The sequence below is a fragment of the Streptomyces sp. BE303 genome (assembly GCF_036290945.1).
Lineage (GTDB): Bacteria > Actinomycetota > Actinomycetes > Streptomycetales > Streptomycetaceae > Kitasatospora.
The window spans coordinates 1-26,425 of record NZ_JAQYWZ010000850.1 but is presented as its reverse complement, the minus strand read 5'-3'; the positions used below and the strand labels follow the sequence as shown (position 1 = coordinate 26,425).

Annotated in this window: 23 protein-coding genes; 8 read left to right on the top strand and 15 right to left on the bottom strand. The window is 74.5% G+C overall.

Translation table 11 applies throughout. The features are described from left to right. The first annotated feature begins 101 nt into the window (after positions 1-101). On the top strand, positions 102-1,499 hold the full coding sequence (locus PUR56_RS29630) for a carbohydrate-binding protein (protein WP_329951207.1): 1,398 nt from the start codon (positions 102-104) through the stop codon (positions 1,497-1,499). 362 nt (positions 1,500-1,861) lie between these two features. Here PUR56_RS29630 and PUR56_RS29625 read toward each other — a convergent pair whose 3' ends face one another. The 4 genes from PUR56_RS29625 to PUR56_RS29610 form a co-directional block, all read right to left on the bottom strand. Then, positions 1,862-2,518, bottom strand: a complete 657-nt coding sequence (locus PUR56_RS29625) for a GNAT family N-acetyltransferase (RefSeq protein ID WP_329951206.1) — start codon at positions 2,516-2,518, stop codon at positions 1,862-1,864. A 169-nt stretch (positions 2,519-2,687) separates the two neighbouring features. Beyond that, on the bottom strand, positions 2,688-4,460 hold the full coding sequence (locus PUR56_RS29620; protein ID WP_329951205.1) for an oleate hydratase: 1,773 nt from the start codon (positions 4,458-4,460) through the stop codon (positions 2,688-2,690). Positions 4,461-4,566: 106 nt separating this feature from the next. Then, positions 4,567-4,902, bottom strand: coding sequence for a hypothetical protein (locus PUR56_RS29615; protein WP_329951204.1), 336 nt, complete (start codon positions 4,900-4,902; stop codon positions 4,567-4,569). A gap of 144 nt (positions 4,903-5,046) precedes the next feature. Next, entirely contained in the window at positions 5,047-6,276 is a 1,230-nt protein-coding gene (locus tag PUR56_RS29610; protein ID WP_329951203.1) for a GNAT family N-acetyltransferase, read from the bottom strand. Between the two features lie 222 nt (positions 6,277-6,498). Here PUR56_RS29610 and PUR56_RS29605 point away from each other — a divergent pair, with 222 nt between their 5' ends. The 3 genes from PUR56_RS29605 to PUR56_RS29595 all read left to right on the top strand — a co-directional run bounded on the left by PUR56_RS29605 (position 6,499) and on the right by PUR56_RS29595 (position 9,947). Continuing rightward, on the top strand, positions 6,499-6,723 hold the full coding sequence (locus PUR56_RS29605) for a hypothetical protein (protein WP_329881358.1): 225 nt from the start codon (positions 6,499-6,501) through the stop codon (positions 6,721-6,723). A gap of 236 nt (positions 6,724-6,959) precedes the next feature. Further along, positions 6,960-9,023 carry a galactose-binding domain-containing protein gene (locus tag PUR56_RS29600; RefSeq protein WP_329951202.1) on the top strand — a complete coding sequence of 688 codons (2,064 nt, stop codon included), beginning with the start codon at positions 6,960-6,962 and terminating at the stop codon, positions 9,021-9,023. 246 nt (positions 9,024-9,269) lie between these two features. Further along, the gene (locus PUR56_RS29595) at positions 9,270-9,947 is read left to right on the top strand and encodes a hypothetical protein (RefSeq protein WP_329951201.1); all 678 of its coding nucleotides are present in this window, start codon (positions 9,270-9,272) and stop codon (positions 9,945-9,947) included. Between the two features lie 45 nt (positions 9,948-9,992). Here the strand turns inward: PUR56_RS29595 and PUR56_RS29590 are convergent, their stop codons facing one another. Beyond that, complete coding sequence (locus PUR56_RS29590) at positions 9,993-10,325, bottom strand: ArsR/SmtB family transcription factor (RefSeq protein WP_329881361.1); 333 nt, start codon at positions 10,323-10,325, stop codon at positions 9,993-9,995. A gap of 378 nt (positions 10,326-10,703) precedes the next feature. Between PUR56_RS29590 and PUR56_RS29585 the strand changes: the two genes are divergently transcribed. Further along, positions 10,704-11,813 (top strand): HoxN/HupN/NixA family nickel/cobalt transporter, encoded by a 1,110-nt coding sequence (locus PUR56_RS29585; RefSeq protein ID WP_329881362.1) that lies wholly within the window; start codon positions 10,704-10,706, stop codon positions 11,811-11,813. 125 nt (positions 11,814-11,938) lie between these two features. Here PUR56_RS29585 and PUR56_RS29580 read toward each other — a convergent pair whose 3' ends face one another. After that, positions 11,939-12,394: an ATP-binding protein gene (locus PUR56_RS29580; RefSeq protein ID WP_329951200.1), complete on the bottom strand. Its 456-nt coding sequence runs from the start codon at positions 12,392-12,394 to the stop codon at positions 11,939-11,941. A 271-nt stretch (positions 12,395-12,665) separates the two neighbouring features. Further along, positions 12,666-13,079: a hypothetical protein gene (locus PUR56_RS29575; protein WP_329881364.1), complete on the bottom strand. Its 414-nt coding sequence runs from the start codon at positions 13,077-13,079 to the stop codon at positions 12,666-12,668. A 471-nt stretch (positions 13,080-13,550) separates the two neighbouring features. Here PUR56_RS29575 and sigK point away from each other — a divergent pair, with 471 nt between their 5' ends. Continuing rightward, a complete protein-coding gene (sigK, locus tag PUR56_RS29570) occupies positions 13,551-14,135 on the top strand; it encodes an ECF RNA polymerase sigma factor SigK (protein ID WP_329951199.1) in 585 nt (194 codons plus the stop codon). After that, positions 14,132-14,914, top strand: coding sequence for an anti-sigma factor (locus PUR56_RS29565; RefSeq protein WP_329881366.1), 783 nt, complete (start codon positions 14,132-14,134; stop codon positions 14,912-14,914). Before sigK ends, PUR56_RS29565 begins: the two co-directional genes overlap by 4 nt. A 170-nt stretch (positions 14,915-15,084) precedes the next feature. On the opposite strand, the gene PUR56_RS29560 is transcribed toward PUR56_RS29565, so the two are convergent. Both PUR56_RS29560 and PUR56_RS29555 read right to left on the bottom strand, forming a co-directional pair. Then, entirely contained in the window at positions 15,085-15,972 is an 888-nt protein-coding gene (locus PUR56_RS29560; RefSeq protein WP_329951198.1) for a DUF4394 domain-containing protein, read from the bottom strand. Positions 15,973-16,214: 242 nt separating this feature from the next. Then, a complete protein-coding gene (locus tag PUR56_RS29555; RefSeq protein ID WP_329951197.1) occupies positions 16,215-16,703 on the bottom strand; it encodes a hypothetical protein in 489 nt (162 codons plus the stop codon). A gap of 355 nt (positions 16,704-17,058) precedes the next feature. Here PUR56_RS29555 and PUR56_RS29550 point away from each other — a divergent pair, with 355 nt between their 5' ends. Next, on the top strand, positions 17,059-17,802 hold the full coding sequence (locus PUR56_RS29550; RefSeq protein ID WP_329881369.1) for an SOS response-associated peptidase: 744 nt from the start codon (positions 17,059-17,061) through the stop codon (positions 17,800-17,802). An 82-nt stretch (positions 17,803-17,884) separates the two neighbouring features. Here the strand turns inward: PUR56_RS29550 and PUR56_RS29545 are convergent, their stop codons facing one another. From PUR56_RS29545 to PUR56_RS29520, 6 genes are all read right to left on the bottom strand, one after another. Next, a complete protein-coding gene (locus PUR56_RS29545; RefSeq protein ID WP_329951196.1) occupies positions 17,885-19,903 on the bottom strand; it encodes a SpoIIE family protein phosphatase in 2,019 nt (672 codons plus the stop codon). A gap of 207 nt (positions 19,904-20,110) precedes the next feature. Next, a complete protein-coding gene (locus PUR56_RS29540; RefSeq protein WP_329951195.1) occupies positions 20,111-21,100 on the bottom strand; it encodes a 3-oxoacyl-ACP synthase III family protein in 990 nt (329 codons plus the stop codon). A gap of 2 nt (positions 21,101-21,102) precedes the next feature. After that, positions 21,103-22,449, bottom strand: coding sequence for a crotonyl-CoA carboxylase/reductase (gene ccrA, locus PUR56_RS29535; RefSeq protein ID WP_329951194.1), 1,347 nt, complete (start codon positions 22,447-22,449; stop codon positions 21,103-21,105). Between the two features lie 412 nt (positions 22,450-22,861). Then, positions 22,862-23,917, bottom strand: a complete 1,056-nt coding sequence (locus PUR56_RS29530; RefSeq protein ID WP_329881374.1) for a sulfotransferase — start codon at positions 23,915-23,917, stop codon at positions 22,862-22,864. Positions 23,918-23,926: 9 nt separating this feature from the next. Further along, the gene (locus tag PUR56_RS29525) at positions 23,927-24,682 is read right to left on the bottom strand and encodes a thioesterase II family protein (protein WP_329881375.1); all 756 of its coding nucleotides are present in this window, start codon (positions 24,680-24,682) and stop codon (positions 23,927-23,929) included. Then, positions 24,679-26,425, bottom strand: a 1,747-nt coding sequence (locus tag PUR56_RS29520) for an alpha/beta fold hydrolase (RefSeq protein ID WP_329951193.1), incomplete at its 5' end; no start/stop codon positions are given. The genes PUR56_RS29520 and PUR56_RS29525, both read right to left, overlap by 4 nt.

The following is a 26,425-nucleotide window of genomic DNA, read 5'->3' as shown; positions in this document are numbered from 1 at the left end:
GTATAGCGCCGGCCGTCGGTCCCCAACGGCATCTCCCGCCGATCGGCGGGTGCTCCTACGGTTTGCGGCAACCCCCACACCGTGACCGCAGGAGATCCCCCATGCTCAGACGACCTGTCCGGGCGGCGTGTGCCGTCCTGGCCGCCGCCGTCCTGACGTTGACGGCGCTGCAGACCAGCGCCGGCGCCGCCGCACCCCCGGCGGGCGGCCCCGCCGACACCGCCCGGGCGGCGGCGGCCTCCGCACCGGACACGCTCGGCGTGTCCGCGGCGCCGCCCGAGGTGCTGGCCGCGCTGCAGCGCGACCTCGGCCTCACCCCCGACCGGGCCAGGACCCGGCTGGCCAACGAGGCCCGGGCGGGCGCCAGGGCCGCGGCCCTGACCCAGGGCCTGGGCGGCACCTGGGCCGGCTCGTGGGTCGACGGCCCCGACGCCGCCACCCTGACCGTCGCCACCACGCGGCCCGCCGACGCCGAGACGATCCGGGCGGCCGGCGCCAGCCCCGCCCTCGTCACCCACCCGCTCGGCACGCTGGAACGGACCCTCGCCGCACTCGACCGCGCCGCCGGGCACACCACCGCGGTCGCGGCGCCGGTACGGTTCGTCGACGTGCGCACCAACGCCGTCGTGCTCCAGGCCACCGACACGCGCGCCGCCGAGCGGCTGGTCACGGCGGCCGGCGTGGACCGGGTACTGGTCCGGGTGGAGACGGTCACCGAGACACCCCGGCCGCTCTACGACATCCGCGGCGGTGACGCCTACTACATCGGCGGCAGCAGCCGCTGCTCCGTGGGCTTCGCGATCACCCGCGGAACCACCCAGGGCTTCGCCACCGCCGGCCACTGCGGACGTGCCGGCTCCTCCACCACCGGATCCAACCGGGCCTCCCAGGGCAGCTTCCAGGCCTCGGTCTTCCCCGGCAACGACATGGCGTGGGTCGCCGCCAACAGCAGCTGGACCGCCACCCCGTACGTGAGCGGTTCCGGCGGGAACGTCCAGGTGACCGGCTCGGTGCTGCAGCCCGTCGGCTCCTCCGTCTGCCGGTCCGGCTCCACCACCGGCTGGCACTGCGGGACCATCCAGCAGCACAACACCAGCGTCACCTACGCCGAGGGGACCGTCTCCGGGGTCACCCGCACCAGCGTGTGCGCCGAACCCGGGGACTCCGGCGGCTCGTTCATCTCCGGCAGCCAGGCTCAGGGCGTCACCTCCGGAGGCTCCGGCAACTGCTCGCAGGGCGGCACCACCTACTTCCAGCCCGTCAACCCCATCCTCCAGGGCTACGGACTCACCCTGAAGACCGACTCCCAGGGACCGGGCCCCGGCCCCGGTCCGGGCCCCGGTCCCGGCACCCCCGGCGGCACCTGGGCGGCGGGCACCGTCTACCAGGCCGGCGCCACCGTCACCTACGGCGGCGGCACCTACCGCTGCCTCCAGGGCCACCAGGCCCAGCCCGGCTGGGAGCCGCCCAACACCCCCGCGCTCTGGCAGAGCGCCTGATCCCGCACCGCACCGACTCCCGCGTGCGCCGTGGTCCGCCGCGCGGCGGACCACGGCGCACGCGCGGTGCACCCCGGGCCGCCTCCCGGCACGGCGCGACGGCGGGCCGGTGATGTGAGACGTTGGTCGGGGGTCGGAACCATGGAGGAGGCGCCATGTCGTCCAAGCGACGCCGCAAGAAGAAGGCCCGCCGCAAGCACGCCGCGAACCACGGCAGGCGGCCCCAGTGCTGAACCGCCGCCCGGGGTGAGGCCGGGTGTCCGGCCCGGAGCACCGACGTGCTCCGGGCCGGCCCGCGTTCGGACCACAGCGGCCGGGCGTCAGCGGCAGCACCCCAGCGGCAGGGCGTCAGGAGTCGGGCGTCAGCGGCCGGCGGCCTCCGGGGCGAAGCAGAGGCTCGCCATGGTGGCGCGGGCGGTCCAGCCGAGGGAGGCGTAGAGCGCGCGGCCGTCCGGGGTCGCGACCAGCAGACCGGTGCCGGCCCCGCTCCGGCGGGCGGCGTCCTGCAAGGTGCGCATCACCAGGCCGCCCAGACCGCGCCGGCGGTGCTCGGGCGCGGTCTCGATCTGGTCGGCGACGGCGGTGGCGCCGGTGCAGGCGATCTGACCGCGCGCGGCGAAGTGGCCGTCGGCGGTGCGGACCAGCACCCGGACCACGCCGCCCCGGCTCCACGAGGTGAGGGTGTAGCCGGCCGGCACCGTCGGACGCTCGGCGGCGAGCGGCACGGTCATCAGGAAGCCCGGCACGTCGAACTGCCAGCCGGGGCCGAGCCAGGGACGGACGGTGTCGTCGTCCGCGAAGAGCTTCAGCCACGTCCCCGGCGCGCTGGTACCGGCCACGATCTTCCGGACGTCGGCCTCGGTGGGCTCGGGCAGGACGTGCCGCGACACCTGGGCCTTCTGCCCGACGTCGACGGTCCACCCCCACGGCTCGTCCACGGGGTCGCTCGCGCCCCGCGAGACGATCCAGCCCTCGATCCACATCCGGACGAGTTCGTTGACGGTGAGCCCCTGCATCATCCACCCCGTAATAGTCAAAATAGTCCTGCAAAGCTTACCCGACCGTGCCCGGTGCGGTCGATGCGTTCGCCGGACCGGCGTCGCCGCCGCCACGAAGTCGCCGTACCCCCACCGTTCGGCAGGGGTACGGTCGGCCGCGCCGGACAGCGACGCGCCCGGGCCGGGCCGGCTACTCCTCGGGCTCGGCGATCAGGCCGAACTCGGCCAGCAGCGCGCCGACGTCGGTCGCGTCCAGCCGGTGCAGCAGGTGCTTGCGCACGAACGCCGGCCCCGGAAGGTCGAGTTGCTCGCCGTCGCGCAGCCGGCTCGTCGCGGCGAGCAGCTTGCGCAGGTCGTAGGTCGAGTTGAACACCTCGGGCACACCGCGCTCGATGCCGAGGAGACGGTAGGCCGCCTCCATGCCGGTGCGGACGGAGTACTCGGTGGTGAAGATCGTGTCCCGGGTCGTCTCGGCGAACTGGCCGATGAAGGCGAAGTTGACCGCGCCCTCCGGCACCACGTCCGGCCGGTCCCCGGCATGGCGGGGAAGGAAGAAGGACGTCACGTACGGCATCATCACCGGCACGCACCGCGCGCCCTCGGCCGCGAGGTCGGGAATCTCCTCCACGGGGACGCCCAGGTGGTACAGCCACTCCCGGGTGATCTCCTCCCCCGTGCACTCCTGCATCGGCTTGCGGACGAAGTCGCCGGGCCGGTCCACGAAGAGCGAGTAGAGCCAGACCACGATCCGGTCCGCCGGCTGCTGCTTGAAGTGCGGCTGCCGGTTGACCGTCCAGCTGAGCAGCCAGGAGGAGTCCCGGGCGGTCACGATGCCACCGGTGACGACACCGCCGGAGAACGGGTCGCGCTTGGCGACCTTCTGGATGTACCGCGGGATCCGCGGGTCGAGGGTGGTGACCGTCGCCGACTCCCACTTGCTCTGCGCGATGTTGCCGCAGAACACCTCCGGGTGCCCGAAGGAGGGGTCCTTCGCGGCGATCCGGCGCCACAGGTCCCAGGCCGGGGCGGGGCCCTCGTCGAGCCGGGCCGGGGTGTGCTGGTCGCCGTTGTCGGAGTTCTCGGTGAGCGAGCCGATGGTCGTGAGGACCAGGTCGTCCGCCCCGAGGTCGACGCCGCCCGGCCGCCCGGCCTCGGTCCAGTGGATCCTGGTCGCCAGCTTGCGCCCCGGGGCGAGGTCGAAGTCGATGTCGGTGACCTCGGTCCCGAAGCGGAAGACCACGCCCTGGTCCAGCAGCCACCGGGTCAGCGGGAGCACCATCGACTCGTACTGGTTGTACTTGGTGAACTTCAGTGCGGACAGGTCCGGCAGTCCCCCGACGTGGTGGACGAAGCGGTGGAGGTAGAGCTTCATCTCCAGGGCGCCGTGCCACTCCTCGAAGGCGAACATGGTGCGCCAGTAGAGCCAGAAGTTGCTCTCCAGGAACTCCCGCCCGAACACCTCGTCGATCCGTTTGCCCTCCAGTTCCTCGTGGGTGGTGAGGAAGATCCGCACGAGGTCCTTCTGCGCGCGGTCGTCGAGAGCGAAGAGCCCGTCGGTGCCGGCGTCCTCGCCGCGCCGCTCGGTCACCCGCTGGAGCGAGAAGTTCGGGTCGTCCTTGTTGAGCCAGTAGAACTCGTCGAGGACGGAGGCGCCCTCGATCTCCAGCGACGGGACGGAGCGGAAGAGGTCCCAGAGGCACTCCATGTGGTCCTCCAGCTCCCGGCCGCCGCGGATCACGAAGCCCTTGCCGGGCTCCTTGATACCGTCCAGCGCGCCCCCGGGGAGCTTCAGCCGCTCCAGGACGGTGATCCGCTCCCCCGGCAGCTGCCCGTCCCGGACCAGGAAGGCGGCCCCGGCCAGCGACGCCAGCCCCGCCCCGACGAACCAGGCGCTCTTCCGCTCCACGCCGTCCGGCTTGCGGGGGCGGGCGAACGCCTCGTAGTTCCCACTGCTGTAGTACACGTCGACTCCCTTGCTCGCAGGCCGTTCCATTCACTCGTGGCGCACGTGCCCACCGCCTCGCGGGCAGGACCGAACGGGTGACGGGACGGCGGTCGCGGCCCGGGTGTCAGACCGCCCGCGCGCTCTCGGGCCGCGGTGCGCGGGCGTCCGATGCCCGCTGCTCGCGCCGCGCCCAGCGGACGGCCGGCGGCGGCGGCGCGGCCGGCGGCAGGAACAGCAGGATCGCGGCGGACGCCGCGAAGGCGACCGCGTTGCCGAGGACCAGCGGCCGGTAGGCGGTCACCGTACCCACCTGTACCGTCCAGCCGGCCGACAGGGCGCGGAACTCCTGCGGCCGGTCGCCGCCGTGATGCCGGATGAGCGGGCTGCGCGCGGCCAGTCCGGCCGCCTCGGCACCGGTGGCCGCGCACACCGCGAGGACGAACGGCCAGAAGGCGTCCACCAGGACGAAGGCGGGGTCGCCAGCGCCTGGACGACCGGGGTCGTCGCGTAGACGCCGCGCGCCCCGCGCCGGTCCGCAGCAGCGAGTCCGGTCCGACGCGCCCCCGGGCGGACGTCCGGGCGGCACACCGCCCGGGTCCGGGCCTCAGTACGGCAGGTAGTAGCTCAGGAAGTCGGCCGTGAGCGGCGGGAACAGCACCGGGAACAGCTCCTCGTCCGTTCCGTAGACGTCGGGGCGGATCCGGGCCAGCCCCTCGATGCCGTGCGGGCCGAACAGCAGCGCGGGGAGCTGGTCGGGCGCCACCCCGGCGCCCTTCGCAAGGCCGGGCCCCTGCATCGGGCCGCCGGTGACGACCTCGCCGAGTCCGTCCGCGAGGACCGGGATCCGGTAGTGGGCGCCGAAGGTGGAGATCACGACGTCCCGGCCGCCGCGGTCGACGCCGGCCGCGGCGAGGCGCTCCCGGAACAGCGGCCGCAGGCGGTCGAGCAGCACCGCGACGTCCGGGATGCGGACGTAGTACTGCTCCGCCGTGCGGCGCGGCCCGTCGTCGAGGAACTCCTGCCAGGCGGCGGCGGTCACGGTGCCGGCCCGGTGGACGACCCGCAGCCCGCCCTCGGGCACCAGGGCGGCGGCGGCGCGGAGCAGCTCCCGCGCCGCCGCCTCGTCGACCGCCGCGGCCTCGGCCAGCAGCATCTGCTCGCCCGGGGGCGTGATCCGCCCGACGGCCGCGACCGACCCGGCGCGTTCGAGGACGCGGAGGCTGCTGGCGTCGTGCTCCAGCAGCCACCGCCAGCGCGCCTGCGGGTGAGCGACGGCGACGTCGAACCCGGCCTGTGCCGCGTCCTGCAGCGCCGTCACGGCCGGGATGTCGGCCGGTCCGGCGGCACGGAGCAGCGGCGCGCCCTCCCCGGTCGGCGTGCTCTCCCCGGTCGGCAGGCTCCGCACGGCCTGCGTCCGCGGTATGTCGATGGCGTACTCGTAGCCGAACAACCGGTAGAAGTACGGAATCCCGATCATCACCTGGACGAGGTGCCCCCGGGCGGCGGACCGGTCGTGCGCCCACCGCATGAGGGCCCGGACCAGGCCCCGCCCCTCGTACGCGGAGTCGGTGGCGACCAGTTCGACCTGGCCGGCGGGCAGCCGGACGCTCCCGATGCGGACCTCCTCGTCGAGCAGCGTCGCGGTGGAGACCACCCGGTCCCCGTCGACGACCACCGCGCAGGACGGGTACCCGGCGTCGGGGTCGTCGACCACCAGGCGGTGGTCCAGCGCGTCCCCCGGTTCGCCGCGCTCGGTGAGGAGCGCGCCGATCTGCTCCAGGTCGGCCGGCCCCGCCTCCCGCAGGACGAGGCCGTCGGCCAGCGATACGGACACGGAGGATCCTTTGGTCTCGGTCACGCCCGGACTATTGCACCCGTCGCTCCGCCGCGTCCATCGAGTTTCCGGGCACCGCTCCGGGGCGGCCGGACGGGGGCGCCGTCGCCCGAACGCCGCACGGCGGGGCGTGCCGCCATCCCACCGGGCCCCCTCCGATGGCCGACCGGGGCCGCGGGGGATTGCATGGAGGGACCGACCCCACTGTTCCGGGAGGGTGCCATGTACGAGATGTGGGCCGAGCACGATCCGGCGGTGAACCCGCCGTCCCTGGTCTGGCACGTCGTGGCGAAGGAGGATGCGTCGAAGTCGCTCTGCGGCCGGTTCCTGGAACCGGGTCAGCGCGTCGTGCCGGGCGGCTCCGACGGGCAGCCCGGGCTGCCGGACAGTTACTGCGACCCGTGCCTCGTCACGGTGCGCGAGAGCATGGCGGCGACCGCCGGCTGATCGTGCCGGGCAGCAGGGTGCCCCGCCGGAACGTCCGGCCGGGCACCCTTCCGGCTGCCCGCCGTCCGCCGTCGGTCCACCCGTTCCGTCCCGAGCTATTGACGCGGATTCCAACAGTGGCGATTCTCGTCACACCGAGTACGCGGGACATGACAGTCGATCCGGCGGGGTTCTCGCGCTCCGAGCGGACGGCCCTTCGACCGCGTCGTCCGCTCGTCCGGAACTGAGTGGTGACCATGACCCGACTCCCCCACGCCCGGCCACGAATCGTCACCCTGCTGATCTCCCTCCTCGCCCTCGCCGCCGCGATGCTCGCCTCCCCGGCGCCCGGAGCGGCGAGCGGCGCCGACTGGTGGGAGCCCGCCTCCCGCCCGGCGCCCGACTCCCGGATCGACGTCACGGGCGAGCCCTTCCGGGGCACCGACGCCCAGGGCAGGGTCCGCGGCTTCGTCGACGCGCACAACCACCTGATGTCCAACGAGGCCTTCGGCGGCCGGCTCATCTGCGGCAAGGCCTTCTCGGAGGCCGGCGTCGCGGACGCCCTGAAGGACTGTCCCGAGCACTACCCCGACGGGTCGCTCGCCTTCTTCGACCTCATCACCAAGGGCGGCGACGGCCGGCACGACCCCGACGGCTGGCCGACGTTCGCCGACTGGCCGGCCCACGACTCGCTGACCCACCAGCAGAACTACTACGCCTGGGTCGAACGCTCCTGGCGCGGCGGCCAGCGGGTCCTCGTCAACGACCTGGTCACCAACGGGGTGATCTGCTCGGTCTACTTCTTCAAGGACCGCAGCTGCGACGAGATGACCTCCATCCGCCTCCAGGCGCAGAGGACGTACGACCTCCAGGCCTACGTCGACCGCATGTACGGCGGACCGGGCAGGGGCTGGTTCCGGATCGTCACCGACAGCGCGCAGGCCCGCGAGGTCGTCCGCCAGGGCAAACTGGCCGTCGTCCTCGGCGTGGAGACCTCGGAGCCGTTCGGCTGCAAGCAGATCCTGGACGTCGCCCAGTGCAGCCGCGACGACATCGACCGGGGACTGGACGAGCTGCACCGGCTGGGCGTCCGCAGCATGTTCCTCTGCCACAAGTTCGACAACGCGCTGTGCGGGGTGCGGTTCGACGAGGGCGGCCTCGGCACGGCGATCAACGCCGGCCAGTTCCTGTCGACCGGCACCTTCTGGCAGACCGAGCGGTGCACCGGCCCGCAGCACGACAACCCCATCGGCCTGGCCCCGGCGACGGCCTCCGTGCAGCAGCAGCTCCCCCCGGGCGTGACGGTCCCCTCGTACGCCGGGGACGCGCAGTGCAACACCCGCGGCCTGACCGAGCTCGGCGAGTACGCCGCGCGCGGCCTGATGAAACGCAAGATGATGCTGGAGGTCGACCACATGAGCGTCAAGGCGGCGGGCCGCGCCTTCGACGTCCTCGAATCGCAGTCGTACCCCGGCGTCCTCTCCTCGCACAGCTGGATGGACCTCGACTGGACCGAGCGGGTCTACCGGCTCGGCGGCTTCGTCGCCCAGTACATGCACGGCGCCGAGGGGTTCAGCGCGGAGGCGGGGCGCACCGACGCGCTGCGCGACAAGTACCGCGTCGGGTACGGCTACGGCACCGACATGAACGGCGTGGGCGGCTGGCCGGGCCCGCGCGGGGCGGACACCGCGAACCCGGTGCGCTACCCGTTCCGCAGCGCGGACGGCGGCTCCCTGATCGACCGTCAGACCACCGGCAGCCGCACCTGGGACCTCAACACCGACGGCGCCGCCCACTACGGCCTCGTCCCGGACTGGCTGGAGGACGTCCGGCTGGTCGGCGGCCAGGACGTGGTGGACGACCTCTTCCGGGGCGCGGAGTCCTACCTCACCACCTGGGGCGCGGCCGAACAGCACCGGGCCACCGTGAACCTGGCGGCGGGAGCACCCGCCGCCGCCAGCTCCAGCGAGTGGAACCCGTTCACGAGCTACGCACCCGGCCGGGCCGTGGACGGCAGCACGGCCACCCGCTGGGCGAGCGACTGGAGCGACGACCAGTGGCTGCGGATCGACCTCGGGGCCACCACCCTGGTCGGCCGGGTCACCCTGGACTGGGAGCGCGCGTTCGGACGGTCCTACCGCATCGAGGTCTCCACCGACGGCGCGACCTGGCAGCCCGTCTGGGCCACCGCCGACGGTGACGGCGGCCTCGACACGGCACGGTTCGCCGGTGTCCCGGCCCGCCAGGTCCGCGTCCACGGCCTGCAGCGCGGCACCTCCTGGGGCTACTCGCTGCACGAGGTCGGCGTCTACGGCGGCTGACCGTCCCGGAGCACGGCCACGGCCGCCCCCCGCAGCGCTTCGCGGCGGGGGGCGGTCGCCGCGCGTGTGACCCACGGTGACGGGGGCGTCCGGGGCACCGCCCGCCGACGGCGCCCGGAGAGTGCACGGTGTAGTCGACCGGCCACGTGTCGTAGGTCTCATCGGCGGCCCGGGCCGGTTCGTCCGCGTTCCGATGTGGTGGGATGTGCCGTCACCAGGTGATGGTCACTGACGCGGGGGTGCGTGTTGAGGAGTGGACGACTGTTCGGTCTCCGGCCGGACGAGGGTGCGGCGGAGCTCGCCGCGGCGGGCCTGATCCGGCTTGCGGCCGAGGAGCGGCGGGGCGGCGGGGCCGACACCCGGCCCTGGCTGTGGCAGATGCGGGCGGCCTCGTTCGCGGACGCCTGGCTGGCCTTCGCCGACCCGGCGGCGCCCGGGCTGCGGGTGCCCGCGGAGGCCGTCCTGCAGTCGGTGGTGCACCGGGCGGCCGAGCTGGTCCTCCAGGCGCACGACGGGGACGGCCCGGCGGCGCTCGACCGGCTGGGCCGGCAGGCCGCCGAGGCCCGCGAGCGGGCCCGGCGGGACGACGCCTCCCACCCGGCCGAACCCGACGCCTTCGCCCTCGTCTGGCACGGCGTCCAGGCCGCGTCCGCCGGCCACGGCGCCGAGACCGAGCGGGAACTCCACCGCACGCGCATCGCCGAACGGTGCGAGGCGTACGTCCGCGGGCGGCACCGCCGCCAGGACACGCTCGCGCTCGTGCTGGCCTGCGCCCGGTGCGCCGCGGGCGCCCTGGGCGAGCTGAGCGACGACGACCCGGGGGCTACGGCCGCGTGTCTGGAGGAGCACGCGGCCCGGTTCATGCGGCAGGACGGTCCCGCCCCGCTCTGGGTGCCGGGCCGACCGGGCCAGCTCACCGGCTGAGGACACCGGGCGGGCGGCCGTCGGCCGCCCGTCGCCGGGCGCTCGTCAGGCGCCGGCGCGGGGCACCTCGTCGAGGAGGTGCCCCAGCGCCTCGTCGGCCAGTGCGTACCGGACGACCCGGCCCTCCTTCACCGCGGTGACGGCGCCGGACGCCCGCAGCAGGCGCAGGGTCTGCGAGACGGCGGTGGGGCTCACGCCGCAGGCGAGGGCGAGGTCGGAGACCGGGATCGGCCCGGCCGCGCGCAGGGCCACCAGCACGGCCAGCCGCCCCGGTTCGGCCAGCAGCGCGAACCGGGCCGCCGCCCGGCGCAGCCCGTCCCGGCCGGCCACGGCCTCGGCCGCCGCGCGTGCCGCGGCGTCGTCGATCGCCCGTGCCACCCCGTCCCCCACTCGTACGCATGCCGCCACGTTGCGTTATTGCAACATATGCGCAACTGCGCAACCTTGTCGAGAAGTGCGGCATGCCCCTACGGTGGTCCCGCCGTGGTGCTCGGGAAGACCGGTGACGCTCCTTCGGGAGCCAGTCCGGAGCGGCCCTCGCCACTGTGAACGGGGAGCGTCCCTGCCGGGTCCGCGCACGCGGGCAGTCACCGGTGCCGCACGGCGCCGGGAAGACGAGTCAGGGACGCGCTCGGCCCTGCCCGGACGCGGGCGGAGCCGTCCACCCAGAGCCAGGAGACCGGCCACGGCGTGCACGACTCCCCCGACCTCACCCGGGGGTGCCCCCCATCGAGGAGCTGGAGAGGCTGCCCGCCCATGTCCCTGACCAATGAGTCCCCCGGAACGACACTCGCCCAGCCGCCCCGCTGGCAGCGCCGGGACACCGTCCGCACCGCGGTCCTGCTGGGCGTCATCGCCGCCATGCACGTGGTCGCCTTCGGCACGCTGTTCCTGCTGGTCGCGCCCAACGACTACACCGTCGGCACCCAGGTCTTCGGCGTCGGACTCGGCGTCACCGCCTACACCCTCGGCATGCGGCACGCCTTCGACGCCGACCACATCGCCGCCATCGACAACACCACCCGCAAGCTGATGGCGGACGGGCAGCGCCCGATCTCGGTCGGCTTCTGGTTCGCGCTCGGCCACTCCAGCATCGTCATGGCGATGGCCGCCCTGGTCGCCGGCGGCGCCCAGTTCGCCGGCACCCTCGTCGACGAGGAATCCAGCGTCCACGGTGTGCTCGGCGTGATCGGCACCAGCGTCTCCGGCACCTTCCTCTACCTGATCGCGGCGCTCAACCTGTTCGCGCTCGCCGGCATCTACAAGGTCTACAAGGCCATGCGGGCCGGGCAGTTCGACGAGCGGCAGCTGGAGAAGCACCTCGACGAGCGCGGCTTCATGAACCGGATCCTCGGCCGCCTCACCAAGTCCATCACCCGCCCCGGCCAGATGTACCCGCTGGGCGTGCTCTTCGGCCTCGGCTTCGACACCGCGACCGAGGTCGCCCTGATGGTGATGGCCGGATCCGGCGCCGCCTCCGGCCTGCCCTGGTACGCCATCCTCTGCCTGCCGCTGCTCTTCGCCTGCGGCATGAGCCTGTTCGACACCCTCGACGGCACCTTCATGAACTTCGCCTACCACTGGGCGTTCTCCAACCCCGTGCGCAAGGTCTACTACAACCTCACCATCACCGGCCTCTCCATCGCCGTCGCCTTCCTGATCGGCACCATCGAGCTGGTCTCCGTCCTGCACGAGAAACTCGACCTCACCGACCCGGTCAGTACCTGGATCGCCGAGATCAGTCTCGACAACGTCGGCTACGTCATCGTCGGACTGTTCGTCGTGGTCTGGGCCTGCGCCCTCGGCTACTGGCGCATCAGCAACGTCGAGCAGCGCTGGGCCGCCCGGGTCGAGAAGACCGGCTGAGCCGAGCACCCCGGCCGGCCCCGGTACCCGGCCGACGCGCGCCCCCGGGCCGCCACTGCGTGGTGGCGGCCCGGGGGCGCCGTGCTTGCGGCGGGGCGGACGGGGCGCAGCGCTCCGTGCGGAGGTCACGTCCGGGCGCCGGGCCCGGCGGGCCCCGCGACCGGGGCCGGCAGGTGCGCGTGCACGGTCTTGCCGCCGCCGGGGCCGAGGGTGGTGTAGAGGCAGTCGCAGAGGGCCGCGACCAGGCCCAGTCCGAGACCGCTCGTGGCGACGCCCGGTTCCGCCGGTCGCGGCAGGGGCAGGAGGCGGCTGGTGTCACTCACGGTGACGGCGATCCCCGAAGCGTCGCTGCTCAGGCGGACGTTCCCGGGGCCGCCGGTGTGACGGACGGCGTTGGTGACGAGTTCGCTGACGACCAGCAGGGTGTCCTCGTACAGCGCGGGCGGGACGCGGCTGCGGGCGAGGAAGGCCCGGGCCTGCGCGCGGACCTCCGCGACGCCGGAGGGCCGGCCGGGGAAGGAATCGGTCCACGCCGGCGGCGGGATCCGGGCGGGGGCGGACAGGGGTGCGACGGTGTCCATGGCCTGACGGCCTTTCGGGAGCCGGCCGGGCGGCGGCCCGGCCGGTGGTCCGGAGGTGAGGGGTCCGGGTCCGGCGGCGGGAACGGGCGCGGGGACCGGAACGGGGGCGGGGCGACGCCCCGACCGCCCGTCCGACCCGTCGCCGACCGTACGCCGCGGGGACACGGCGCACGGTCGGCGGGCCCGGTGGCGAGGACCTGGTGGCGGGGCCTGCGGCAGCCTGACGGCAGCCGACGGCGGTGTCGTACGGCGGTGTAGACGGCGGTGCCGTTCAGCGGCAGTGCCAGCCGGCGGACACCCAGACGCGCTCCCAGTGCGCCGGGGTCCACTTGTTCTCCCAACCGGCCTTGTGCCACACCTTGTGCCAGGAGCCGTCGTGCCAGTGGTGGTGGTTGTCCCACCAGCCCGGGTGCCACTCGTTGTGCCAGTGGCCGGACTGCCGGACCGGCTCCGAGTGGCCGGGCACCAGCTTGTTCTCCCAGTGCGCCGGGTACCAGCGGCACTGCCGGTGATCCTGGTGCTGCCGGTGGTCCTGGTGCTGCCGGTCGCCGTGGTCGGTCGTCCGGACGGTACTCGCCGAGGCGGCCGAGGCCGCGCCGGCGGACGTGGCGACCGCTGCGCCGCCGCCGAGCATCACGCAGGTGGCGGCGACGGCCAGCGACTTCCTGGTCCGTGTTGCGCGCATGGCCCGTCCTCCTTCCTGATCCGATGTCATCCGGCCCTTCCCGCCGCACTGTTCGGGTGCTCTGACGGGCGGACGCCGGAACTTGTTCTCTGCCACTGATTCGCACGGGACCGGGCGCCGGACGGGTCACGCGGGCATAAATTATGGGGGAATGTTCTACTTTTCACCGGTAAAGGAAGCACTGGCGACCCGCCCGGCGGACAGGGGACCCCGCTGCCCGCCCCCGCACCCCGCACCCCGCTGCGGCGACCCGCGGTCGACCCGCCCGGGTGATTCCTGCCGGGAGACCAGTCCGCGGGGCCCGTCGGTCACGAATCACCAGTGCGGGCGCGCGTGAGAGCCCCCGCGCCCGGCGTGCGACCGTTCGCCGGGCCGTGCGAGTCGGAACCGCCGGGGTGAGCGACGGCACGGACGCAGCCGTACCCGGGCGCCGTCCGTGCCGCCCCGGCTCCGGCGACGAAGGGAGCCACGGTGTCCGAGCCGCTAGCACTGCCCGGCCCCACCGCCGCGGACCGGCGACTGCGGGAGCTGGTGGCCCGCACCGCCGTCGGCGACCACGACGCCTACCGCACGCTCTACCGGGCCCTGGCCGGCCAGGTCCTCGGCATGGTGCGCCGCGTCCTGCGCGATCCGGCCCAGTCCGAGGAGGTCGCGCAGGAGGTGATGCTGGAGGTCTGGCGCTCCGCCGCCCGCTACCGCCCCGACCGCGGCGGCGTCCTGGCCTGGGTGATGACCATGGCCCACCACCGCGCCGTCGACCGCGTCCGGCGCTCCCAGGCCGAGGCCTCACGCGAGGAGAAGGCCGCCGCCCACCTCCAGGAACGCGCCTTCGACGAGGTCGCGGAGCAGATCGAGAACCGGCTGGAGCGTGAGCGCGTGCGCCGCTGCCTGGGCCGGCTCACCGAACTCCAGCGCCAGTCACTCGTCCTGGCCTACTACCGCGGGCTGACCTACCCGGAGGTCGCCGACCTCCTCGAAGCCCCGCTGAGCACCGTCAAGACCCGGATGCGCGACGGACTCGTCCGCCTGCGCGACTGTCTGGGGGCCGGCTCATGACCGCGCACGACTCCCACACCCTCGGGGGCGCCCACGCCCTCCACGCCCTCGAACCCGCCGAGGCCGCGCTCTTCGAGACGCACCTGGCCGCCTGCCCGTCCTGCGTCCAGGAGGCCGCGGAGTTCGCCGACACCCTGGCCCGGTTCGCCGCCGCCGACGCCGTGCCCCTGCCGGACGGCATGGAGGCGCGCGCGATGACCGCCGTCACCGGGATCCGCCAACTCCCTCCGGCGCGCCGCACCCCGGACCCGCGTCCACCGGCACCCCCGGAGCCGGGCCACGAACCGGCCCCGTCCGTACCGGCGCCCCGCCGCCCGCGCCGCCGCGCGCGCGAGCTCGTCCTGGCCGCCTGCCTCGCGCTCACCGCCACCCTCGGCGGGGTCGCCGTGCAGCAGCACGACCAGGCCGAACGGGCCCGCACGGCCGCCGCACACCAGCGGACCGAACTCCAGGAGGTCGCCGCGCTGGTCACCGCCCCCGACGCCCGCAGCAGCACCACCGGCTCCGACGAGGGGAGCGGCACCGTCGTCTGGTCCGCGGACCGCAACCAGGCCGCCTTCCTCACCACGGGGCTGGCCCCCCTCCCGCCCGATCGCGTCTACGAACTCTGGTACGTCGACGACGAACCGCGGCCGGCCGGCCTGCTCCCGCAGTCCCGCGGCACCGTGGTGCTCGCCGGTCCGCTGGACGGCGCGAAGGCCGTCGCCGTCACGGCGGAACCCCTCGGCGGCTCCCCCGCACCGACCACCGACCCCCTGCTCGTCGTCCGCCTCGCCTGACCGCCGCGGGCGCCGCGCGCCGGGGCCGGGAGCCGGTCGCGCCACCGTGACGGCCTTCTCTCCCCCCGTCCTTCACACACCTGTCCTCGCCGGTGTTCGACGGGTGACGCGTACGTCGACCGTGCCGTCGTCGCACCCGTCACCCGTCAGGCGTCACCCGTGGGCGGAGGTCAGTCCTGGGCGATCGGCAGGGCCAGGTCCGTGACGGCCGAGCCGGCCGCGAACGCACCGAGCGCGGTGGCCCGTCCGGTCAGGACGTCGACCCGGTAGAGCGACCGGGTGCCGCCGACCTCGAGCGCGGCGTAGCCGTGGTTGGTGCCCTGCCCGGTCGAGTAGTAGATGTCGAAGCCCGCGTCGACGGCGGGGTCGACGCCCAGCGCACCGGTCGGGGCGAGGGTCCCGGCGTTGGCCGGCGACTGCAGGACCGTCCGGTTGAGGGTGGTGTCGAGGTCGAAGAGCGTGGTGGCGGTGGCCGGGTCGAGGTCGTTGTTGGTGTAGGCCGCCGCGGTGACGCCGAGCGCGGTGGTGCCGGTGGTCGCCGGGGGGACGGCCGGGTTGGTCAGCGTGCCGTCGGCGACGGTGGTGCCGGCCGCCGGGGTGCCCGCCGGGTCGTCGAGGTTGTGCCGCAGGTTCTGGCCGGTGTCCGAGATGACCCGCAGCCGGTTGGCGGCGGGGTTGAAGTCCACTCCGAAGAAGGCGCCCTGGAGCGGGACGGTCAGCTGGGAGACCTTGGTGGCGCAGCCGCTGGTGTCGTCGAGGGTGTAGATGCCGCCCTGGTCACCGACCCCGTAGAGCAGGCCGTTCTGCACGCGGTAGTCGATGCCGACGATCCTCGCGTCGCCCGTGAGACCGGTGACCGCCCCGACGGTGCGGACCCGGTCGGGGTGGGTGACCGGGAAGTCCACGAGTGTCTGGTCGGCGGTGAGGCCGATGGCGTGGAGTCTCTCCCCGCCCTTGGCGTCGGCGGGGGTCAGCGCGGTGGCGCCGGGGGCGAAGGTCAGGCCGAGCGAGGCGGCGGTGAGGGCGGTGGCGACGGCTGCCGCCAGACGGTTGCGCATGGGTGCTTCCTCCGGTGGGTGGCGGGCCCCCGGGGTGGGGGCCCGCCACCCAGCAACGCACGGCGTCGGCCGCTCCCGTCGCGCGGCGCGGCCGTGGTTCACCCGGGAGGAGGCCGGGTCGGGGTGAAACCCGTGGCCCGACCAGTCCGGCGGCCCTCGGTGTGCGAACACTCCGCTGCCGGGGCGCTGCGCCCCGGCCCAGGGGCACCGCACCCCGGGTGCGCCCGGAGCGCGGGGAGGGCCTAGAAGTAGTGGACCACCGCCAGCCGGAAGCGGGCCTGTACGGCGATTCCCGCGCCCTCGTGCGCGAAGGTCACGTCCTGGTGCCGGGCCAGGCCGGGCTGCGTGACGTCCGCGCTGGAGATCGTCCCGAAGGACTCGCCCAGGGACAGCGGTGCGATGTCCTCCGCGAACAGCTCCCCGCCGAAGTCGAGGAAGTAGCCGAAGTACTTCGGTTCCGAGGGATCGAGGTTCTCCCCGACGGACAGGGCGATCCGCATCCCCGCGTCGACGGGCGTGGCTCCGCCCCGGAAGAGGCGGAGGGGGCCCTCCGGGAAGGTGAACACGTCGTGCCGTGCCATCTCCACCGCCGTGACGGCTCCGCCGGTCATCAGGACCTTGTTGTAGGTCACTCCCCGGAGGCCGCCCGACACGTCCACGTAGTCGTCGGATCCGAACCCGCCGGTCTCGGCGTAGAGCTCCTCCAGGACGACCTCGACGAGTTTCGCCATCGGGGACCTCCGCCCGCGTCGCTCCGCCCGGTCCCGGGCGCTGCGCCCGCCGGAGCGGAGGATCTTCCCCGGCATCGCAGCCGGGCGGCGGCCCCGCGCATCGGTCGGGTCCCCACGGCCGAGGGCCCGTCCGGCCGCCGCGGGGTGCGGCCTGCGCCACCTCCGGGACCAGTGGGCCGGGATCCGCCGGGGCGCGGGAAGGACCTCGCACCGGGCCGTCCACGGTACGGCCGGCAGGACAGCGCCGCGCCGCCGGACCGCGCCGCGCACTTCCGGCGCCCCCGACCGGCCCCGGTATCCGCCCGGCGGGCACCCGCGCCGGGTCCCGGCTTCCGTCGCATGACATCGTGGACCCATGTGCGGACGCTTCGTTTCCACCACGACTCCCGTCGACCTGGTCGCCCTGCTCGGGGAGATGCGCTGGGACCCCGCCGAAACCCTCGCCCCGAACTGGAACGTCGCACCGACCGACCCGGTGGCGGCCGTGCTGGAGCGCCTCGACCGGGAGTCCGGTGAGCTGGTGCGGCAGGTGCGCCCGGTGCGCTGGGGTCTGGTGCCGTCCTGGTCGAAGGACGCGTCCGGCGGCGCGCGGATGATCAACGCGCGGTCGGAGACCGTCCACGAGAAGCCGGCCTACCGGAAGGCCTTCGCCGAGCGGCGCTGCGTGATCCCGGCCGACGGCTACTTCGAGTGGCGGCCCGTCCCGGCGGGCGAGGGCCGCAAGGCGTACAAGCAGCCGTACTTCCTCACCACCGGGGAACCGATGCTGATGGCCGGCCTGTACGAGTTCTGGCGCGACCCGGCGGTGCCCGAGGACGACCCGGCCGCGTGGCTGGCCACCGCGACCGTCGTCACCCGGGACGCCACCGACAGCGCCGGCCGGATCCACGACCGGATGCCGCTGACCATCGCCACCGCCGACCTCGCGACCTGGCTCGACCCCGCGACCACGGATCCCGACGAGCTCCACCACCTGCTGCACACCCCGGGCGGCGGCGACCTCACCGTCCGCGCCGTCTCCACCGCGGTGAACAGCGTCCGCTCCGACGGCCCGCAGCTGCTGGACGAGGTGCCGGACCCGCTCGGCCTCGCCGGGTAGCGGCCGGGCCGGCGGTTCCGGCGGCGCGACCGGTAACGCGTCGGACGGGGGCGGTCGGACGGGGGCGGTCAGGCGGGGGCGGTCAGGCGGGCGGGACGTCGGGGCGGAAGGCCAGGAGGGCGATGTCGTCGCGGGCGTCGGGGACCTGGGCGAGCAGGTGGTCGCACAGATCGTCCAACGGACGGTCGCGCGCCCGGCCGGCCGTGTGCGCGAGCCGGTCCAGGCCCGTGGTCAGGTGCTCACCGGGGACTTCGACGAGTCCGTCCGTGTAGAGGATCAGGGTGTCACCGGCGGCGAGGCCGGCGCGGTGGGTCCGGCGCTCCTCGGCGGGGGCCACGCAGAGCGGCACGTCCGTCAGGTCCGACGTGAGGTAGCGGGCCGGGCCGTCGGCGGGCAGCAGCAGCGGGGGCGGGTGTCCGGCGTTGGACCAGGCCGCGAACCAGCCCCGGCCGGAGCGGGTGAGCTGGACGTGGACCGCGGTGGCGAAGGAGCCGATGCCGAGGCCCTCGGCGGCCCGGTCGAGCGCGGACAGGGTGTCGGCGGGCGTGTGCCCGGGCGTCGCGTTGTAGGCGACCGAGCGCAGCATGCTGCGGAACTGGCCCATCGTGGTGGCGGCGGTGAGGTCGTGGCCGGCGACGTCCCCGATGGTCAGGGTGAGGGACCCGTCGGGCAGGAGGAAGGCGTCGTACCAGTCGCCGCCGACCTCGGCGGTGCGGTTGCCCGGCTGGTAGCGGGCGGCGAGCCGGGCGCCGGGGACGGCCGGCGGCTCGGTGAGCAGGGCCCGCTGGAGGATCAGCGCGGCGTGGCGGGTGCGCTGGAGCTCCAGGGTCTGGCCCAGCGCGCCCTGTGCGCGCTGGAGGACTTCCTGGAGGAGGTCGATGTCGCCCCGGCCCGGCGGGGGCGAGCCCTGGCAGGTGGCGGCCGCGGCGAGGGCGGTGGGGGTGCCGTCGATGACCAGGGGCAGCAGGGTGAGGCTGGTGGCGCCGGCGGCGGCCAGCCAGCGCGCGGACTCCTCGGGCACCACGCCGGAGGGGATCTCGCCCGGCGGGAAGGTCAGCAGGGCCGGGGTGCGGTCGGCGACCGCGCGCAGGGCCACGGGTCCGAGCCGGAACGTCTGCCCCCGGAGCGGGGGCAGCGGGGGCAGGCCCGCGCGGGAGGTGGAGGCGATGCGGGTGCCGGTCGTCGCCCCGTGGCCCCGTTCGGAGAGCAGGAACACGGTGCAGGCGTCCGTGAGCTCGGGCACCACCAGCCCCGCGACGGCCGCGAAGGCGTCCTCCGGTCCCACGCTCTCGGTGACGGCCATGGTGTCGGCGAGGAGCCGTTCGCGCAGCCGGGTGCGCCAGCGGTCCTCGACGTCGGCGGTCGCACCGACCCACTCCACGAGCTCGCCCTCGCGCACGATCGGGACGCCGCGGGCGGTGATGTGGCGGTACTCGCCGGAGGCGAAGCGCAGCCGGTAGGTGTGTTCGAACATGGCCGGCTCACCGGCCTCCGCCTCCATCCAGCGTTCCCGCAGGCCGGCGCGGTCGTTGGGATGGACCAACGACATCCAGGCCTCGTCCATGGTGTCGCGCCAGGGGTGCCCGGTCAGCCGCTCCCAGCCGGGGACCAGCTCGGTCATCGCGCCGTCCGGCTGGGCGGTCCACACCAGCTGGGAGACGGCCGAGACGAGGGCCTCGTAGCGCTGGAGGGCGTGCAGGCGTTCCGTCGACAGGCGCTGGGCGCGCTGGGCGGAGTGCACCTGCCCGGTGGTGTCGATGGCGGCGACGAGGACGCCGGGGCCGAAGCGGGAGGCGACCGGCGAGCAGCTGTAGACGAAGTGCCGGTGCTCGCGCTCCCCGTCGCCGGAGCCCTCCAGGGTGCGCGGGGTGGTGACCTGTCGGGCGGTGGTGTCGGCGAGGACGAGGTCGAGGGTGTCGACGAGTCCCTCCTCCTGCGGTTCGGTGAACAGCTCGCCGACGGGCACGCCGAGCGGCCGGGGGCCGAACAGGTCGCGGAAGGCGTCATTGCGGTAGACCAGGCGGTGTTCCCGGCCGGCCGTCAGCGCGATCGCCACGATCGCCCGGTCGAAGACCTCCGGGGTCAACTGCGGCTCGAACACCCGTGACGGCCCCTTTCCGGTTTCCGGACGACGGACGACGGCAGGACGCTCAGGCCCGGTATCGGCGGCAGGCGGGACCGCCGTTCGGTCGGCAGGTTCCGATGCAATGGAACCACCGATGGGCCGCACTCCGCATCCAAGGCGCCGCCTCGCGCGGTCACCGCGGGTGACGGCGCCCCGGGTCGGGGCCGGGGCGCCGTCGGGCGGTCACCCCGTGGCCGTCCACCTCAGCAGGGCCGCGCCGAGCGACATGCCACCGCCGAACCCGGCGAGCAGCACCAGGTCGCCCGCGCGCAGGTGGCCGCCCCGGTGGGCCTCGTCGAGGGCCAGGGCCACCGACGCGCTGCCGGTGTTGCCGTACCGCTCCAGCGTCCGGTGCGTGTGCGCGTGGTCCAGGCCGGCCAGGGTCACCAGCTCGCCCAGCAGCACGCCGTTCGCCTGGTGCGGCACGAAGTGGTCGACGTCGGCCAACCGGTGGCCGGTGCGCTCGACCAGCGTCCGGACCGCTCCGGGAACGTGCTCCACGGCGAAGTCCCGGACGGCCCGGCCCTTCATCCGGAAGAAGTGGCCGCCGTTCTCGACGGTGTCGTGCGTGGCCGGGTGCCGGCTGCCGCCGGCCTCCACCCCGATCAGCCCGTGCGCGTGCCCGTGCCCGGTCAGCTCCACGTCCACGAAACCGCCCTCCGGCACGGCACCGACCAGCGCCGCCCCGGCGCCGTCACCGAACAGCACCACCGTCCTGCGGTCGGTGGGGTCCAGGATCCGCGAGTACACGTCGGCGGCGACCACCAGCGCGTACGCGCCGGGCTCCTGGGCCACCAGGGCCCGGGCCAGAGCCAGGCCGTAGACGAAGCCGCTGCAGACGACGTTGATGTCGAAGCACGCGGCGCCGTGCGCGCCGAGTGCGTCCTGCACCAGGTGCGAGGTGGGCGGCTGCGGCGAGTCGGGCGTCGAGGTGGAGACGATGAGGTAGCGCAGCGCCGAGGCCGGCAGCCCCGCCTGCCGGAGCGTCCGTGCCGCGGCCTCGGCCGCCAGGTCCGAGGTGGCCTGGTCCGGTGCGGCGTAGCGGCGGGCGGCGATCTGCGTCTTCCGCTCGATCCACTCCGGGGTGACACCGGCCGGCCCGGCGATGTCGGCGCCGGTCACGATCCGCTCGGGGACGTACGACCCGGTGGCCAGGATCCCGGTCCCGCCCATCGTCACACCCGCGCCGTCGACGCGTACCGGCGCCAGGAGGTGAGCCGCTCGGCGCCGATCCGTGCGCGGGCGTCCGGGTCGGTCACCCCCAGGCCCTCCGCAGGCGCCAGGCAGAGCACGCCGACCTTGCCGATGTGCCGATTGGTCTGCACCAGGCGCAGCGCCTCGCCGGTCTCCGCGAGGGGGAAGACGTCGGTGAGGATCGGCACCAGGCCGCCCTGCCGGAACAGCCTGGCGGTGTCGAACTGCTCCTGAAGGTTGGCGATGTGACTGCCGATCACCCGCTTGAGGTTCATCCACAGGTAGCGGTTGTCGTACTGGTGTTGGTAGCCGGTGCTCGACCCGCAGGTGACGACGATGCCGCCGCGCCGCACGACGTGCACCGAGGTGCCGAACGTGGCCCGGCCGACGTAGTCGAAGGCGACCCTGGGGTCCTCCCCGAGCTCGGCCCGGATCCTGCGGCCGAGCCGCTTGCCGTACTCGATCGCGTCCGCCGTGCCGTCCGAGTCGTCGCCCATGCCGATCTCGCGCCGGTCGATGATCACGTCGCAGCCCTGCTCGCGGAGGATCTGCGCCTTCCGGTCGGAGCTCACCACCCCGACCGCGATGCCGCCGCCGTTCTTGACCATCTGCACGGCGAACCCGCCCAGGCCGCCGGTCGCGCCCCAGACCAGCACGACGTCGCCCTGCTTGATCTGCGCGCCGTGGTCGCCGACCAGCATGCGGTAGGCGGTGCCCGCGCACAGCGTGATCGAGGCGGCCTCCTCCCAGGTCAGGTGCGGCGGCTTGGGCACCAGCTGGCTGGCCCGCGCGACCGTGTAGTGGGCCAGGCCGCCGAAGTTGGTCTCGTAGCCCCAGGCCCGCCCGCCGGGGCCCATCATGCCGTCGTCGTGCGCACCAGGCTCCTGGTCGTCGACGTAGGCCGGGCTGACCATGACGTGGTCGCCGACGTTCCAGTGCCGCACGCCGTCGCCGACCCGGACCACCACGCCGGCGGCGTCCGAACCGACGATCTGGTGCGGCAGGTCGTGGCGGGCCGCGTATCCGCCCTGCCGGGCGAGCCGGTTCAGCGCCGTGAACGTCGAGATCGGTTTGAACATCGCCGACCACACGGTGTTGTAGTTGATCGAGCTGGCCATCACCGCGACGACCACCTCGTCCGGGGCCAGCCGGGGCATCGGCACCGGGCCGACGTGCAGCGACCGCCGGACGTCGGGGTCGGCGTCGCCGTCGAAGATCCCGACGTCCGAGGCCCGCAGGTGCGCCGCGGGGAACAGATCGGGCAGCGGGAGCGCGCCGAGTTCCTCCGGGGAGGCACCGGAGAGCACCGCTTCGGCCAAGATATCCATGGAAGAGTCCTCGCGTTCGCGAACGGGTGTGCGGTCAGCCGGTGGCGTCGAACGCGGCGGCGTCACCGACGTACCGACGGCCGGCACCGGGAGGGGGAAGGCCGCGCCGGGCCGGACCGGTGCGCCCTCGCGGCCGGCGCCGGCGGCCCCGGGGCGGTGCGGACGGCCGGACGGTTCGCCGGAGGACCGCCCGCGCAGGGCCGCCGCGACGCCGGCACCGGGCCACCGGGTGGACGTCGCCGTCCCGGGCGGCGTGTGCATCCGGCTCTCCCCCCGCTTGCCGTGCTCCCCACCCCGATCCTTGGGGCCGACCGTGCCCGTTCACACCCCAGCGTCGCCCCTACGGGTCCGACGCCTTCCGTGGGACCCGGGGCGCCGCCGGACGGGACGGCCGCCGACGCCCCGGGACCGCTCACGCGGCGGGTACGAGCGTCACACCCGCCGCCGCCGCGAGGGCCGCGTCGGCGGCCTCGCCGGGTGCGCAGGAGCGCCGCAGGGCGGCCAGCAGCCGCGGGTCCAGCCGGGCCGAGGCGGCCCGCCGCCCCGGGTCCACCAGCCGGGCGGCCTCCGCCAGCCATGCGGAGGACGCCGGCACACCCAGGAACCCGGCCAACCGGGTCAGCTCCGCCGGGGCGTCCGCGACCAGGGCCTCGTAGGAGATCATGGTCCACTCCTCGGAGGGCAGCCGCAGCAGTTCGTCGGCGCCCTCGCTGACCATCGTGGACCACAGCGCACCGAACGCGGTGACCGGGATGTCCCGGCGCATCAGCCGCGGCAGTTCCGACGGGAGCGCCAGCAACCGGCCCAACTCCTCCGGGAGCAACCGGAACTGGGCCTCCCCCAGCTCCCCCGGGGAGGCGACCCCGGCGATCCGGGCGGCCTCCTGGCCCAGCAGCATCTGCCGGAACCCGGGGTGCCGGCTCATCGACAGCGCCGAGTCGGCACCGTCCCGGGTGAGGTAGACGAACCTGGCCTCGGGGAACTGCGCCCGCAGCGCGGGCAGCATCCCCAGCGACCCTCCGGACCGCTCCACGGGAACCGGCCGGTCGAAGCGTTCGGCCAGGTGGGCGAAGAGCGCCCGGTACTGGTCCGCGATCGGACGGGCCGGCCAGCCCGGCACCTCCCCGGCCAGCTCGTCGTGGAGCGCGTCCGGGTCGTCGGAGAGCATCGGCAGCGTCATGTGGCAGATCGCCGGGACACCCTCGACCGGGTCGAACCGCCCGGTCCCGTACGGGTAGATCAGTTCGGAGACCTTGAGTCCCTCGGCGACCATGATGTCCATGGTCGGCTCGGGCTCGCTGAGCATCCGCCAGAACTGCGCGCCGTCCGGGGCCCCGTCGAGGTAGCCACGACTGCGCACGGTGCTGAAGAGCTCGCTCAGGCTGAGCACCTCGGGGTGGGCGCGCAGCATCCGGGAGACCAGCGTCGACCCGCACCGGCCGGTACTGATGACGAACGTCGGAGTCATGGACCGTCCTCAGAGCGAGAGGGAGAGCAGCTGGTCGCTGATCAGGTTGATCACCGCACGCTGGTGCTTGGCGAGGTAGAAGTGGCCGCCCTCGAAGGAGCGCAGCTCGAACTCCCCGGTGGTGTGGTCGGCCCACGCGCCGGCCTCGTCCAGGGTCACCTTCGGGTCGCTGTCGCCGGTCAGCGCGATGATCGGGCAGTCGAGCACCGGTCCGGGCCGGTACCGGTAGGTCTCGGCGGCCGTGTAGTCGCTGCGGATCGCCGGCAGGATCATCCGCAGCAGCTCCAGGTCACCGAGGATGCGGGCATCGGTGCCGCTGAGGGTCTTCAGCTCCGCGACGATCTCGTCGTCGCCGAGCTTGTGCACGTTCTCGTCCCGGTGCCGGGAGGGGGCGCGGCGGCCCGAGGCGAACAGCGTGACGGGGGCTTCGAGCTGCTCGCGCTTCATCCGCACGGCGACCTCGAACGCCACGGTGGCGCCCATGCTGTGGCCGAAGAACGCCAGCGGGCGGTCCATCAGCGGGCGCAGCGCGGCGAAGGCCTCGTCGGCCAGCTCGGCGACGGTGGTCAGCGGCCGCTCGTGCCGCCGGTCCTGCCGGCCCGGGTACTGCAGCGCCACCACCTGGACGGTCGACTGCATCGCGTCGGAGACCGGGTAGAAGAAGCTGGCCGAGCCACCGGCGTGCGGGAAGCAGACCAGGGTGACCTCGCTCGGTTCGTGGTGGAACCGGCGGACCCACGGGTTGTCGTACTCGACGTTGGTCATCGGGAGGAGGCTTTCGGTTCGAGAGGGGACGAGGGCGTGGAGGAGAAGGAGGAAACGGGAGCGGAGGAGGACGGACCGGGGGCTGCGGGGGATCCGGCCGACGCGGCGAGCCAGTCGTCGACCGCCCGTGCCGTGGTCGCGGCGTGCTCCTCCATGACCGAGAAGTGGTTGCCGGGGGTGTCCACCGTGCTGTGCGGCAGCGTCCACGACGAGCGCCAGTCACCGTCGCGCGACCAGCCGAACATGGGCTCGGTGGCCCGGACGAGCAGCGTGCGGGCCCGGATCGGGGTCGGCTGCCACCCGTGGAACAGCCGGACGTAGCCGCCCATCGCGGTCAGCCGGGTGTCGTCCATCGGGACGTAGCCGTCCTCCCGCTCGATCATGCCGGCACTGAGGACCGGCTGGATGCCCGCGAGCGCCTCGACGTCGTGCGAGTAGATGTCGATGAGCACCAGCGCGTCCACGGCCGCGCCGGCACGCTCCAGTTCGGCGGCCACCGCGTGCGCGAGCATGCCGCCCGAGGAGTGTCCGACCAGCGCGATCGGCGACCCGCCGGTGTGCGCCAGGATCGCCTCGGCCTGCGCCGAGACCACCGCCTCCACCGTCGCCGGCAGTGGCTCGCCACGGCCGAACCCGGGCGCGGCGACGGCCGCGACGTCCCGCCGGCCGCGCAGGGCGCCGGCGAACCGGACGTACTGGTGCGGGCCGGAGATGGCCAGGATCGAGGGCAGGCAGACGAGGGCGGGCGCGTCCGTGCCCCCGGCCAGCCGCACCACCGGAACCGGCGCGGGCAGCTCGCGACTCGTCCGGAAGGCCGGGCGGAACTCCGACGCGGCGACCAGCAGGCCGAAGAAGTCGCCGCTGCGCCCGGTGGCGGAGGCTTCCCGGAACAGCGTGCCGAGGGTGCCGGCGGCCTCCTCCGGCGCGGGCCGGTCCCCGTCGCCGGGCGCGAACTGCCCGGCGAGGTGGGCCACGAGGGCATCGGGGGTGGGGTGGTCGAACAGCAGCGTGGTCGGCAGCCGCAGTCCGGTGGCCGCGCCGAGCCGGTTGCGCAGTTCCACCGACGTGAGCGAATCGAATCCGGCCTCCAGGAAGGGCCGGTGCGGGTCGACGGTGTCGGACCCGGTGTGGGCGAGGACGACGGCGGCCTGCCGGGCGACCAGGTCGGCCAGCGCCTCCCGCCGCTCGTCGGCGGGCAGTTGCGCCAGCCGGCGCTGGAAGGCCGCGAGCGCGGGCCGGTCCGGCACACCTCCCCCGGACCGGCCCGCCGGGGCGAGCCCGGCCAGGATCTCGGGGAGCGCCCCGGCGGCCCCGGCGGCACGGAGTCCGGCCAGGTCCAGGGAGACCGGGACGACGAGCGGACGTCCCTCGGCGAGCGCGGCGTCGAGGGCGGCGAGTCCCTGCTCGTCGGTGAGCGGGAGGACTCCGCCCTGGCGCAGCCGCCGCCGCTCGGCGTCGGTGAGGCTCTCACCCATGCCCGCGTCCCACAGGCCCCAGGCGAGGGAGGTCGCCGGGACGCCCCGGGCGCGCAGCTCGGTCGCGTACGCGTCCAGGAACGTGTTGGCGGCGGCGTAGTTGGCCTGGCCCGGGTTGCCGACGACGCCGGCCGCCGAGGAGTAGAGGACGAAGGCGCTGAGCGTCCTGCCCTCCGTCGCGGCGGCGAGGTTGCGCGCGGCGTCGACCTTGACCCGGAACACCGTGTCGAGGCGCTCGGGCGTCAGATCGGCGAGGAGGGCGTCGTCC